We start from the raw sequence: 13,549 nt of genomic DNA on the forward strand, positions 1-13,549 counted from the left end.
GACGGCGCAGGCGCTCTTGCCCCCCTTGCGCGGCCCGGCGTACACCGGACCGCACGGGACAGTGTTCTGACGTTCAACGGAGAACGACGAACGGGGAAGTGATGCACAGCAGGAGCAGCACCATCCGGACACACAGGGCCGTCACCACGCTCGCCGCACTGCTCGCGGGAGCACTCACGCTCACCGCCTGCTCCAGCAGCGACGACGACGAGGGCAGCGGCGACACGAGCGGCGGGGCCACCGCCACCGGCTCCACCCTCACCCTGCCGAAGCTGAACGGCGCGAGCCTGGAGGTCGCCGCCGTCTGGACCGGCACCGAACAGGCGAACTTCAAGAAGGTCCTGGCGGAGTTCGAGAAGCGCACCGGCGCGAAGGTGACGTTCGTACCCGCCCAGGACCCGATCATCAACTTCCTCGGCTCGAAGATCGCGGGGGGTCAGCCGCCGGACGTGGCGCTGCTCCCCCAGCCGGGCGCGATCAAGCAGGCCGTGGACAAGAAGTGGGCCAAGCCCCTGGGCGCGGAGGCGCTCAAGGAGCTGCGGAAGAACTACTCACAGGGCTGGCAGGACATCGGCAAGGTCGACGGCAAGCAGTACGGCGTCTACTACAAGGCCGCCAACAAGTCGCTGATCTGGTACAACGCCCAGGCCTTCGAGAACGCGGGCGCCAAGGAGCCGAAGACCTGGCAGGAGCTGCTGACAGCGGCGCAGGCGGTGTACGACTCCGGGGTCACCCCGTTCTCGGTCGGCGGTGCCGACGGCTGGACGCTCACGGACTGGTTCGAGAACGTCTATCTGTCCCAGGCCGGGCCGGAGAAGTACGACCAGCTCGCCCAGCACAAGATCAAGTGGACCGACCCCTCGGTGAAGCAGGCCCTGACCACACTCGCCCAGATCTGGGGCAAGAAGGACTTCGTGGCGGGCGGCGCGGACGGCGCGCTGCAGACCGAGTTCCCGGCCTCCGTCACGCAGACCTTCACCGGCGGCGACCAGCCGAAGGCCGCGATGGTCTACGAGGGCGACTTCGCGCAGGTCAACATCGGCGAGACCAAGGCGAAGGTGGGCACGGACGCGAAGGTGTTCCCCTTCCCGGCGGTGGGCTCGGCCGCGCCGGTGGTCTCCGGCGGCGACGCGGCCGTGATCCTCAAGGACTCCAAGGCGGCGCAGGCGCTGGCCACCTTCCTGGCCTCCCCGGACGCGGCGACCATCCAGGCCAGGCTCGGCGGCTACCTCTCGCCGAACAAGAACGTGCCGGAGTCGGCCTACCCGAACGCGGTGCAGCAGAAGATCGCCAAGGCGCTGATCGCCTCCGGCGACGACTTCCGCTTCGACATGTCCGACCAGGCCCCGCAGGCCTTCGGCGGCACCCCCGGCAAGGGCGAGTGGAAGGACCTTCAGGACTTCCTGAAGAACCCGAAGGACGTCGCGGGCGCCCAGGCGAAGCTGGAGAAGGACGCGGCGGCGGCCTACGGGAACGGGAGCTGACCCGGCCATGGCGTCGGCAGCGGCGGCCGGGGCTCCACCGGGCCCCTCCGCACCGAAGAGCCGCAAGAGCGTGACCGGCACCCGGAAGACGGTGGCAGCCCTGTTCCTGCTGCCCGCCCTCGTGCTGCTCGGCGCGCTCGTGGTCTACCCGATCGGGTACTCGATCGTCCGCAGCTTCTACAACGCCTCGGGCGACGGCTTCGCCGGCGTCGACAACTACAAGGCGCTGTTCACCGACGACGGCATCCGCACGGCGCTGAGGAACAACGTCGTCTGGGTGGTGTTCGCGCCGACCGTCTCCACCGCGCTCGGCCTGATCTTCGCGGTGCTGACCGAACGGGTGCGCTGGGGAACGGCGTTCAAGCTGGTCGTCTTCATGCCGATGGCGATCTCGATGCTGGCGGCCGGGATCATCTTCCGGCTGGTGTACGACCAGGACCCCGACAAGGGTGTCGCCAACGCGGTGTGGGTGGGTGTCCACGACACCTTCGCCCAGTCGTCGGCGTTCCCGAAGGCGCACCCGGGCCGCGAGTCGCCGCTCGTCGCGCAGGGCGGCGGTTTCGTCACCAAGGCCCCCGTCCATGCCGGACAGCCGGTCGCCCTGCCCCTCGTCGGCGTCGCCCCCGACCAGATGCCCGACGGCGCGAAGAAGGCCGTGGCCGCGCGGCCGGAGCCGGGGAGGATCACCGGCACCACCTGGCAGGACTTCACCCGCGGCAAGGGCGTCGGGAAGCTCGGCGCGCCCGACCCGTCCGAGCTGGGCTACGCCGGGATGCGGATCGAGGCGGTGAAGGACGGCGAGGTGGTCGCCACCACGAAGGCGGCCGACGACGGCACCTTCTCCCTGCCCGCCTCGGCCGACGGAACCCTGCTGCGGCTTCCCGCGGGGAACTTCGAGGAGCCGTACAACGGCGTCGACTGGCTCGGCCCGGCACTGGTCACCCCCGCCATCATCGGGGCGTACGTGTGGATGTGGGCGGGCTTCGCGATGGTGCTGATCGCGGCCGGGCTCGCCGGCGTGCCCCGGGAGCTGCTGGAGGCCGCGCGGGTGGACGGCGCCAACGAGTGGCAGGTGTTCCGCAGGGTCACCGTGCCGTTGCTGGCACCGGTCCTGGCGGTGGTCATGGTCACGCTGATGATCAACGTGCTGAAGGTGTTCGACCTCGTCTACATCATCGCCCCCGGCTCCTCCCAGGACGACGCGAACGTGCTCGCCCTGGAGCTGTACCGCAAGGGCTTCGCGGAGAGCCAGCCGGGCATCGCGAGCGCGATCGCGGTGTTCCTGCTGCTGCTGGTGATCCCGGTGATGCTGTTCAACATTCGTCGGCTGCGGCGGGAGGTGCGGCGATGACGGCGACCGCCGGAAGCATCGGGAAGGTGCCTGAAGCCGGCACGGCGGTGAAGGGCAGGCAGTCACTCGCTTCGAAGATCACCGAGAAGCTGAGCGGCGGGCTGGTCCGGGTGTTCCTCATCCTCGTGGGCCTGTTCTGGCTGGTGCCGACCGTCGGTCTCCTCGTCTCCTCGCTGCGCGCACCGCAGGACATGAGTGCGAGCGGCTGGTGGACGGTGTTCTCCGAGCCGTCCCGGCTCACCGTCGACAGCTACCGGAAGCTGCTGGAGAACGGCGACATCACCGACTCCCTGGTGAACACCGTGCTGATCACGGTCCCGGCGACCGTCCTGGTCGTCGTGATCGGCTCCCTCGCGGGTTACGCGTTCGCGTGGATGGAGTTCCCGGGCCGGGACTGGTGGTTCCTGGGCGTGGTGAGCCTGCTGGTGGTGCCCGTGCAGGTGGCGCTGATCCCGATCGCCGAACTGTTCGGCAACATCGGCCTGTTCGGCTCGATCCTCGGGGTGATCCTGTTCCATGTCGGCTTCGGCCTGCCGTTCGCGGTGTTCCTGCTGCGGAACTTCTTCGCGGAGATCCCCCGGGAACTGCTGGAGGCGGCCCGGCTGGACGGCGCCGGTGAACTGCGGCTGTTCGCACGGGTGGTGATGCCGCTCGGCGGGCCTGCGATCGCGAGCCTCGGCATCTTCCAGTTCCTGTGGGTGTGGAACGACATGCTGGTGGCGCTGGTCTTCACCAAGTCGGGCACACAGCCGATCACGGTCGCCCTGCAGACGCAGGTACGGCAGTTCGGCAACAACATCGACGTGCTGGCGCCCGGCGCGTTCATCTCGATGGTGATCCCGCTGGCCGTGTTCTTCGCGTTCCAGCGGCAGTTCGTGTCCGGGGTGATGGCGGGCGCGGTCAAGTAGCCCTGGGGGAAGCGCCTTTCGAGGGGGCGGGCCTTCGTCGGCCCGCCCCCTCGCGGTCACCTCATGTAGCCCACATGCCGTACGCAGCCGTAACCAAGTCACTCCAACGGCCGTTGCCGGGCAGAACGCCCGCGTCGACCGACCCATGGATGCCCCTTGCCCAGGTTCAGTGTCATCGTCCCCGCGTACCAGGTCCAGGCGTACCTCTCCGAGTGCCTGGAATCGGTGCTCTCGCAGTCGTGTCCCGATCTGGAACTGATCGTCGTGGACGACTGTTCACCCGATGCCTGCGGCGCGATCATCGACGAGTTCGCGGCCCGGGACGCGCGCGTGAAGCCCGTGCGCCTGGCGGAGAACCAGGGGCTCGGCCGCGCCCGGAACGCGGGCATGACCGAGGCGAGCGGCGACTACCTGGTCTTCCTGGACGGCGACGACACGCTCACCGAGGACGCGCTGCGGGCCGTCGCCGACCGGCTCAAGGAGACCGGCGAGCCGGACGTCCTGGTGTACGACTACGCGCGCACGTACTGGGACGGCCGGACGGTCCGCAACCAGCTCGCCGGACAGCTCACCGAGCGGGGCCCGGCGCCGTTCCGGCTGGAGGACCGGCCGGGGCTGCTGCGGGTGCTGATGGTGGCGTGGAACAAGGTCTACCGGCGGGAGTTCGTCGAGGAGCACGGCTTCGCGTTCCCGCCGGGCTACTACGAGGACACCCCCTGGACCTTCCCGGTGCTGATGACGGCGGAGTCGATCGCCACCCTGGACCGGGTGTGCGTGCACTACCGGCAGCGCCGCCAGGGCAACATCCTCGGCACCACCAGCCGCAGGCACTTCGACCTCTTCGAGCAGTACGACCGGGTGTTCGGTTACGTCGAGGAGCGCCCCGAACTCGCGCGGTGGCGACCGGAGTTGTTCCGCCGCATGGTGGAGCACTACGCCGTGGTGTTCAGCAGGCGGGACCGCCTGCCGTGCGGCAGCCACAAGGACTTCCTGCGCCGGGCCCGCGCCCACTGCCGCCGCCACCGGGTCCCGGGCGCGCGGGTCCGGCTGCGGCACGCCCTGGTCCGCCACGGTCTGCACCGCACGTTCCGGGCGCTCCTGCTGGTCTCGGCCGCCCGCCGGCGCACGCTGAAGTCGGTGGTGAAGGCGGCCCGCGCCCTGCGGTCCGGTGCGCTCCGGCTGCACTACCGCGTCCAGCTGCGGCTTCCGCTGCGCGGCGACCGGGCCGTGTTCGCCGCCTCCTTCGGCCGCGGCGATCCGGGCGCGCTGGAGGAGGCGTTCCGGACGCACGCCCCGCACATCCGCACCGCCTGGGTCGCCCCGCCCGAGCAGCAGGCCGCCCTCCCGCCGGGCCCGCGCCGGCTGCGGCCCGGCACGGCCGCCTACTGGACGGCACTGGCCCGCTCCAGGTACCTGGTGCACGACGCCGGCTTCGAGCGCCGGCTGCGCAAGCGCCCCGGCCAGACCTTCGTCCGGACCCAGCAGGGCACCCCCCTCAAGCGGATGGGCCTCGACCTTCAGGAGCACCCGGCCGCCGCCCGGGACACCGACTTCGAGGAGCTGCTGCGGGACGTCGACCAGTGGGACTACGTCCTGTCCGGCAACCGGCACTCCACCCTCACCTGGGAGCGGGTCTTCCCGGGCCGCTACACCACCCTGGAGTACGGCTCCCCGCGCAACGACGTCTTCCAGCGGGCTACCCCGGCGGACGTGGCCCGGCTGCGCGAGTCGCTCGGCGTCCCCGAGGGCGCGGTCGCGATCCTGTACGCGCCCACGTACCGCGACCACCGCCGGACCCAGCGCCCGGTGCTGGACCTGGAGCGGATCGTGCGCCGCCTCGGCCCGCGCTTCGTGATCCTGGCCCGCCCCCACCCCGCGCACGGCGGCTCCCTCGGTGAGGGCATCCGGATCATCGACGTCGGCGGGCACCCGAGCGTGGAGGCCCTGTGCCTCGCCTCGGACGCGCTGCTCACGGACTACTCGTCGCTCATGTTCGACTACGCCGACCTGGACCGGCCGATCGTCGTGCACACCGCGGACTGGGAGGCGTACCGGGCCGCCCGTGGCACCTACTTCGACCTGCGCGCCTTCCCGCCGGGCGCGGTGGCGCGCAGCGAGGACGAGCTGATCGACATCTTCGCCACCGGCCACTGGCGCGGCTCGCGCTCGACGCAGCTGCGGGCGGCGTTCCGGGAGCGGTTCTGCCCGCACGACGACGGACGCGCCGCCGAGCGGGTCGTCCGGCGAGTGGTGCTGGGCGAGACCGAGGGGCTGCCGGAGATCGTGCCGCTCGCCGAGCGCAGGCCGGTGCCGTCGCCGTCGGCGCACAGGCCACCGGCCACCGTGCCGCAACCTTCCGGCCCCCGCCCCGTCACCGAGAGCCGCTGAACACCGTTGGTCCTTCCGGGAGTTCCCATGCCCCTCGGCTCGACGCGGCCCACCCCGAGCCGGCCGTCCACCTGGCGTCCGGCGGGACGGCCCGGCCGCGCCCGCAAGACGACAGAAAGAACAGAATGCCCCGCTTCAGCATCATCGTCCCGTCCCACGGGGTCGCCGGCCGGCTGTCCCAGGCGCTGGACTCGGTCCTCGGCCAGTCCTTCGGCGACCTCCAGCTGATCCCGGTCTGCGACGCCCCCGACGCCCCGGCCGCCGCGGTCGCCGCCGGGTACGCGGAGCGGGACCCCCGGGTGAGCCCGGTCCACTCGCCGCCCGCCGCCGGTCTGAGCGGGGCACGCAACGCCGGGATGCGGGCGGCCACCGGCGCCTATCTGCTGTTCCTCGACGGCGACGACCTGCTGCTGCCGGGCGCGCTCGCGGCGCTGGACGCCCGCCTGAGCGAGACCGCCGGCGTGGACGTGCTGTACGCCGACCACGAGCGCGCCCCCTGGTGGGAGGGCGAGCCGACGAACCCGGCCGCACCCCTGCTCGCCAAGGCCCCCCAAGGTCCCTTCACCCCCGCCGAGCTGCCCGGACTGACCGGGGTGCAGCTCCCGGCGTGGAGTGCCGTCTACCGCCGCGGTTTCCTCACCGAACACGAACTGGCCTTTCCCGAGGGCCACTTCACCGATCTCGGCTGGGGCGGGCTGGTCACGGTCGCCGCGGAGCGGATCGCGGTGCTGCGCCGGGTCGTCGTACGGCACCGGCTGCGCCGGCAGGGCAGCCGGCTGAATCTTCCCGGGCCGCACCAGCACGCCCTGCTCGACCAGGTGGACCTGGTCCTGACGCGCGCGGCCGAGCGTGCCCTGCCGGCCGAGCGGACCGGGCCGCTGTTCGAGCAGCTGTTCGCCGTGGTGCTCAAGACGGCGTCCCGGCCGGAGCGGCTGCCCCGCGGGCACCGGGCGTTCTTCCGCCGGGCCGGCCGTCTCCACCGACGGCACCGGCCCACCGGCTACCGGGCGCCGGGCGGCAGCCTGGGGGTACAGCACCGGCTGCTGGCGGCGGGCGCGTACAGCGCCTTCCGTGCCCTGCGCGGCGCCAACCAGGCGGCCGCGCGCGCGGCCGAGAGCCTGCCCCGCCCGCGCATGCTGCGCACCCGGCTGCGCTACGCCCGCGACCTGCGCCGCCCGCTCGACCCCCGGCTCGCGGTGTACTGCGCGTACTGGGGCCGCGGTTACGCCTGCAACCCGGCCGCGATCCACGCCAAGGCCCGCGAACTCGCCCCGCACATCCGCTCGGTGTTCCTGGTCGAGGCCGACCAGGCCCACGCGATGCCGAAGGACGTCGAGTACGCGGTGATCGGCTCCCGCCGCTACTGGGAGGTGCTGGCCCGCGCCACGTACCTGATCAACAACGCCAACTTCGCCGAGGGCGTCGTCAAGCGGCCCGGCAGCGTGCATCTGCAGACCCAGCACGGCACGCCGCTGAAGACGATGGGCGTGGACCAGTCGACGTATCCGGTGGTGGCCGCGCAGTCCGGCAGTTTCACCAAGCTGCTGGGCCGTGTCGACCGCTGGGACTTCAACCTCTCCGCCAACCGCCACTCCACCCAGATGTGGGAGCGCGCCTTCCCCGGCTCCTACGAACATCTGGAGTACGGCTACCCGCGCAACGACGTCTACTGCACGGCTACCGCCGAGGACGTCGCCCGTGTCCGCCGGGAGCTGGGCGTCCCGGAGGGCAGCACGGCCGTGCTGTACGCGCCGACCCACCGCGACCACCACAGCGTCTTCGAGACCGGACTGGATCTGGAGGCGTTCTGCGAGGCGGCCGGCGAGGACGTCGTCGTCCTGCTGCGCGCCCACTACTTCTACGACCTGGGCCGGCCCGAGGGCTCCGGCCGGATCATCGACGTGACCGCGCACCGCTCCTCCGAGGATGTGTGCCTGGCCGCGGACGCGCTGGTCACGGACTACTCGTCGATCATGTTCGACTACGCCAACCTGGACCGGCCGATCGTCGTGTACGCCGACGACTGGGAGGTCTACCAGGAGACCCGGGGCGTCTACTTCGACCTGCCGGCCGAGCCGCCCGGCCCGGTCGCCCGCACCCCCGAGGAGCTGGCCGCCGTCTTCCGCGACGGCTCGTACGCGGGCCCGGAGGCCAGGGCGCTCAGGGCCGCGTTCCGGGAGCGGTTCTGCGAGTTCGACGACGGGCGGGCCGCCGAGCGCGTCGTGCGGCGGGTGCTGCTCGGCGAACCGCCGGAAGCGATCCCGCCGGTGACGCCGCTCGCGGACCGCGTCCCCGCGCCCGCCGCCGCGACCCTCGTGAGGAGCTGACCCGCCGTGCCCCGCTTCACTCTGATCGTGCCCTGCTTCAAGGTGCAGGGCTTCCTGCGCGAGTGCCTGGAGTCGGTGCTGGCGCAGTCCTTCGACGACTTCGAGCTGATCGCCGTGGACGACTGCTCCCCGGACGGCTGCGGCGCGATCCTCGACGAGTACGCCGAGCGGGACCCGCGCGTGCGGGTGCTGCACCTGCCGGAGAACGTGGGCCTCGGGCGCGCGCGCAACGCGGGACTCCCCCACGCCCGCGGCGACTACCTCTTCTTCCTCGACAGCGACGACACCCTCACCCCGGGCGCGCTGCGGGCCGTCGCCGACCGGCTGGCGGAGGCCGCCGACCCGGACGTGCTGGTCTTCGACTACGCGCGCACCTACTGGTGGGGCGGCACACGGCGCAACGTGCTGGCCGACGTGCTCGCCGAGGCCGGTCCGGACACCTTCACGGTCGCCGAGTACCCGCGGATCCTCGACCTGCTGATGGTGGTGTGGAACAAGGTCTACCGGCGGGAGTTCGTCGAGGAGAACGGCTTCGCGTTCCCGCCCGGCTACTACGAGGACACCCCCTGGACCTTCCCGGTCATGCTCAGCGCCGGGCGGATCGCCGCCCTGGACCGGATCTGCCTGAACTACCGGCAGCGCAGGCAGGGCAACATCCTGTCCACCACCAGCCGCAAGCACTTCGACATCCACGACCAGTACGAGCGGGTCTTCGCCTTCGTGGCGCAGCGGCCGGAGCTGGCGAGCTGGCGGCCGTACCTGCACCGCAAGATGGGCGAGCACTGCCTGGACATCCTGGCCAAGCCGGACCGGCTGCCGCCCGCCGACAAGGCGGAGTTCTTCCGGCGCACGGCGCGGATGTTCCGCGCGCACAAGCCCGAGCACGCTCTGGTGGACGGCGAGGTGGCCGTGCTGGAGGGTTCCTGGGCGGCGTACCGGCTGGGGCGGCAGGCGGGCCGGGTCGGGCGGGAGGCGGCACGGCGGGCGGGTCTGGCCCACCGGGCGGCGGCCGCGCGGGCCCGTACCGGCTGGGCGTCGCTGCACGCCCGCCGTCCGCTGGACGAGAACCTCGTGGTGTACTCGGCGTCCTCGCACCGGGGCGTGCTCGGCGACCCGGCGGCCGTCTACCGCGCGGCTCGGGAGATCGCCCCGCAGCTGCGCGGAGTGTGGGTGGTGCGGGACGCGGAGACCGCCGGGCAGCTGCCGCCCGGCGTGGAGCACGTGATCGTGGGCTCCCGGCGCTATCTGGAGGTCACCGCGCGGGCCAAGTTCTTCGTCAACGACGTCAACTGGCCCGGCACCCTCGCCAAGCGGCCCGGCAGCGTGCACATCCACACCCATCAGGGCACCCCGCTCAAGTACATGGGCGTCGACCTGCTGGACAAGCCCGGCGCCCGGCTGGGCTTCGACGTGCCGCAGATGCTGCGCCGGGCCGACCGCTGGGACTACAGCCTGGTCGCCAACCGCCACTCGGAGCTGGTCTGGGAGCGGGCCTATCCGTGTCACTTCACCTCGGTGCGCACCGGCAGCCCGCGCAACGACGTGCTGGTGAACGCCGGCCCCGGTGACTTCCGGGAGCGGCACGGCATCCCGGAGGACCACACGGTCGTGCTGTACGCGCCGACCCGGCGGGACTACCGCCGCAGCGGGCACGTGGACCGGTTCGACCCGGCCCGGTTCGCGGCCGACCTGGGCGAGGGTCACACCCTCGTGGTCCGGCTGCATCCCTCGCTGGCGCACGGTCCCGCGCGGGGCATGGCCCTGGCCGAGCTGGCCCGGCGCGGGATCGTGGTCGACGCGACCGACGAGCCGCGGGTCGAGGACGTCCTGCTCGCGGCGGACGTGCTGGTCACCGACTACTCGGCCGTGATGTTCGACTACGCCAACCTCGACCGGCCGATCGTGGTGCACGCCGACGACCGGCCCGCGTACACCGCGAGCCGGGGCACCTACGTCGACCTCACCGCCGAGCCTCCGGGCCATGTCGCCGGCTCCTACCGGGAGCTGGCGTGGCTGTTCGCCTCGGGTTCGTGGCGGGACGAGGAGTCGGCGCGGCTGCGGGCGGACTTCCGGGCCCGTTTCTGCGAGTACGACGACGGACGCGCCGCCGAGCGGGTCGTACGGACCCTGCTGCTGGGCGAGGCCATGCCCGGAAGCCGGATCCGGCTGCCCGGCCAGAGCACGGGCCACGACGTGCTGACCTCGGCGTGAGAACGACCGGCCGGCGCGGGGCGCCGGCCGGTCGTGGCCACTCGGGTGCCCGGGCCCCGGATGTCCGGGGATCCGGGGTCCGGCTGCTACTCGATGACGAGGTCGACGTCGATGTTGCCGCGGGTGGCGTTGGAGTACGGGCAGACCTGGTGGGCGGTCTCGATCAGCTTGCGGCCGGTCGCCTCGTCCACGGTGTCGGGCAGCTCGACGCGCAGCGTCACCTTCAGCCCGAAGCCCTCGCCCTGCTTGCCGATGCCGACCTCGGCGGTCACCGCGGCGTCGCTGACGTCCACCTTCGCCTGGCGGCCGACGAGACCGAGGGCGCTGCCGAAACAGGCGGCGTAACCGGCGGCGAAGAGCTGCTCCGGGTTGGTGCCCTGGCCGTTGCCGCCCAGCTCCACGGGCATGGCCAGGGCGAGGTCGATCTTGCCGTCCGAGGAGACGGCACGGCCCTCGCGGCCGTGGGTGGCGGTGGCGACAGCGGTGTAGAGCGCGTCCATGGAAGACCATCCCTCTCGATGTGGGGTGCGTTGCGGGATCCGGTTGCGGTCCGTCGCCCCCCAAGTAGAGCACACTATTAAGTTGTGCACAACCAAATGGCTTGCAAGAGCTACCCTGGACCCATGACCACCTCGCCGACCCCGCAGCCGACCGCCGCCTCCGACACCGACTGGCTCCACCTGGACCGCCAGATCTGCTTCTCCCTGCACGCCGCCTCCCGTGCCTTCAACGGCGTCTACCGCGTGGTCCTCAAGGACCTCGGGCTCACCTACCCGCAGTACCTGGTGATGCTGGTGCTGTGGGAACAGGGCGACCTGCCCGTCAAGAAGCTCGGCGAGCATCTGCGGCTCGACTCCGGCACGCTGTCCCCGCTGGTGAAGCGGCTGGAGGGAGCCGGTCTCGTGCGGCGCGAGCGCAGCGCGCAGGACGAGCGGTCGGTCCAGGTGCGGCTCACCGAGGAGGGCGTGGCGCTGCGCGAGCGGGCCCTGGCGGTGCCGCGGCGGATCGTGGCGGCGACCGGCTTCGACCTGGCGGAGATCGGCGAGCTGCGGGAGCGGCTCGACCAGCTCACCACCGCGCTGGACGCGGCGGCGTCGGCGGAAGCGCAGAGCGCCCGCTAGGGTCTGTCCGGCGGACGTAGAGCCGTACGGCCACCCCGTCCCGTGCGCCCTCCTCGCGCTCCGAGAACTCCTGGGCCAGCAGGGCGAGTTTGGTCCGCTCGGTGGAACTGCGCGGGGTCCAGCGGCCGGCGAGCAGCGCCCGGTCCGCGACGACCCACACCCGGTCCAGCCGGGCCAGCCGCCGGCGCAGCTCGCCGGGCCCGGCCTCACGCCCGTACAGCGTCCCGGACGCGGCGGCCCCCTCCGCGAGAGCCACGTCCCGCGTCCCCCGGAACGCCCCCGGGTAGGTGATCGCCACGTTCCGCGTCTGGGCCGGCAGGAACAGCACCGGGTCCCCGGGCCCCAGTTCCCGCCCGGCGAACCGGGAGACGGCGGCGAGATCGTCGGGCCGGGTGTCCGGGCTGCGGTCGGCACGCAGCAGCGGGAGGTGGTGCAGAAGGGTCAGGGCGACGGCCAGCACACCGGCGAGGGTGGCCAGCGAACTCCGGCCCGGGAAACGGACCGGTGTTCCCGGGCCGGGCCGCTCCGCGGAGCGCGTCCCCGGCCGGCCACCGGCAGAGCACGTCTCCAGCGGGCCGCCGTCGAGAGGGCGCCCGTTCGGCCGGCCGTCGTCGTGCGGGCAGTCGTTCCGCGGGGCGGAACAGGTGGGCGCACGACGAGAACCGAGCCGCAACCGCCCCAGCGCCCCGGTCACCCGCTGGGCCCCGCCGGCCACCAGCAAGGGCGCCCCCGAGAGGGCGTACAGCACGTACCGGTCGACGTACAGCGGCGAGAACTGCGACGCCAGCATCAAGGTGACCGGCGGCACCACCGCCATCGGCAGCGCCACCCCCGCACAGGTGACCTCGCCCCGTCGCCCCACCAGCCCGGCCAGCCCGAGCAGAGCCAGCACGAGGCACACCCAGTACACCCCCGGCGCCGGCCCCAGAAAGCCCCGCCACAGCCCTTCCGCCGTGGCCGCCGTCGGCCGCCGCAACCAGGCGACCTGCGCCGCCTGCGCCCGTGACACCAGGACCATCGGCAGCAGCGCGAGGACGACCGCGCCGGACGCGCGCCCCCAGCCCCGCCACGTCCCCGCCCCCGCCCGGGCCAGCGCCAGCGACACCGCGTGGGCGAGCAGCAGCAGGACCGCGAACTCGTGCAGCCAGCAGGTGAGGCAGAGGACGACGCCGTACGCCGGCCAGGAGCCGCCCTGCACCGCCCGCACGAACAACAGCGTCGCCCCGGTGGCACCGGCCGCCACCAGGGCGTAGGAGCGGCCCTCCTGGGCGTAGTGGCCGGCCATCGGCGTCACGGCGTAGAGCAGCCCGGCCCACAGCCCGACGCGCGGCCGGACCAGGCGGGCGCCCAGCGCGGCCACCAGTGCGGCCGTCACCGCCGCCGCGCACACCGACGGGAACCGCAGGACGACCTCGCCGGGGTGGACGGCGAGGACGGCGTGCATGAGGAGGTAGTACAGGCCGTGCACCGCGTCCACGTCGTGCAGCAGCCGCCAGATCTGGGGCACGGTGCGGCGTCCGACCTGGAAGGTGACGGCCTCGTCGCGCCACATCCCGCCCCGGTCGAGCCCCCACAGCCCGATCGCGAGTATCGCCAGGGCGGGCGCGCACACGGCGGCGGACCGGCGGGCCCGTGCCGCAGGGCCCCCCGGACCACGGCTCGGCACGCGGTTCGGCGCACCGTTCGGCGGCTGCGTCGTTGCACCGGTAGACGCGACAGCTCTCGCTCCAGCCGCCCGGCGCGACTGTGCTCTCACGGG

9 protein-coding genes are annotated in these 13,549 nt (G+C 72.7%); 7 read left to right on the top strand and 2 right to left on the bottom strand.

Annotated elements, in window-relative coordinates; all coding sequences use genetic code 11:
- Positions 1 to 101: 101 nt before the first annotated feature.
- From ACZ5CW_RS04680 to ACZ5CW_RS04705, 6 genes are all read left to right on the top strand, one after another.
- The gene (locus ACZ5CW_RS04680) at positions 102 to 1,484 is read left to right on the top strand and encodes an ABC transporter substrate-binding protein (RefSeq protein ID WP_468598322.1); all 1,383 of its coding nucleotides are present in this window, start codon (positions 102 to 104) and stop codon (positions 1,482 to 1,484) included.
- A gap of 70 nt (positions 1,485 to 1,554) precedes the next feature.
- Positions 1,555 to 2,835, top strand: a complete 1,281-nt coding sequence (locus ACZ5CW_RS04685; RefSeq protein WP_468598323.1) for a carbohydrate ABC transporter permease — start codon at positions 1,555 to 1,557, stop codon at positions 2,833 to 2,835.
- Positions 2,832 to 3,743, top strand: a complete 912-nt coding sequence (locus ACZ5CW_RS04690) for a carbohydrate ABC transporter permease (RefSeq protein ID WP_468598325.1) — start codon at positions 2,832 to 2,834, stop codon at positions 3,741 to 3,743. The genes ACZ5CW_RS04685 and ACZ5CW_RS04690 overlap by 4 nt, the downstream gene beginning before the upstream one ends.
- Positions 3,744 to 3,899: 156 nt before the next feature.
- Positions 3,900 to 6,131, top strand: a complete 2,232-nt coding sequence (locus ACZ5CW_RS04695; RefSeq protein ID WP_468598327.1) for a bifunctional glycosyltransferase/CDP-glycerol:glycerophosphate glycerophosphotransferase — start codon at positions 3,900 to 3,902, stop codon at positions 6,129 to 6,131.
- A 125-nt stretch (positions 6,132 to 6,256) separates the two neighbouring features.
- On the top strand, positions 6,257 to 8,458 hold the full coding sequence (locus tag ACZ5CW_RS04700) for a bifunctional glycosyltransferase/CDP-glycerol:glycerophosphate glycerophosphotransferase (protein WP_468598329.1): 2,202 nt from the start codon (positions 6,257 to 6,259) through the stop codon (positions 8,456 to 8,458).
- A gap of 6 nt (positions 8,459 to 8,464) precedes the next feature.
- Positions 8,465 to 10,669, top strand: a complete 2,205-nt coding sequence (locus ACZ5CW_RS04705; RefSeq protein WP_468598331.1) for a bifunctional glycosyltransferase/CDP-glycerol:glycerophosphate glycerophosphotransferase — start codon at positions 8,465 to 8,467, stop codon at positions 10,667 to 10,669.
- A gap of 86 nt (positions 10,670 to 10,755) precedes the next feature.
- Here the strand turns inward: ACZ5CW_RS04705 and ACZ5CW_RS04710 are convergent, their stop codons facing one another.
- Positions 10,756 to 11,169: an organic hydroperoxide resistance protein gene (locus ACZ5CW_RS04710; protein WP_468598333.1), complete on the bottom strand. Its 414-nt coding sequence runs from the start codon at positions 11,167 to 11,169 to the stop codon at positions 10,756 to 10,758.
- Positions 11,170 to 11,292: 123 nt separating this feature from the next.
- Here ACZ5CW_RS04710 and ACZ5CW_RS04715 point away from each other — a divergent pair, with 123 nt between their 5' ends.
- Positions 11,293 to 11,790, top strand: coding sequence for a MarR family winged helix-turn-helix transcriptional regulator (locus tag ACZ5CW_RS04715; protein ID WP_468598335.1), 498 nt, complete (start codon positions 11,293 to 11,295; stop codon positions 11,788 to 11,790).
- On the opposite strand, the gene ACZ5CW_RS04720 is transcribed toward ACZ5CW_RS04715, so the two are convergent.
- On the bottom strand, positions 11,738 to 13,402 hold the full coding sequence (locus ACZ5CW_RS04720) for a glycosyltransferase family 39 protein (protein ID WP_468598337.1): 1,665 nt from the start codon (positions 13,400 to 13,402) through the stop codon (positions 11,738 to 11,740). The genes ACZ5CW_RS04715 and ACZ5CW_RS04720 overlap by 53 nt on opposite strands.
- Positions 13,403 to 13,549: the final 147 nt, after the last annotated feature.

It is taken from the genome of Streptomyces sp. NPDC031379 (genome assembly GCF_055569615.1).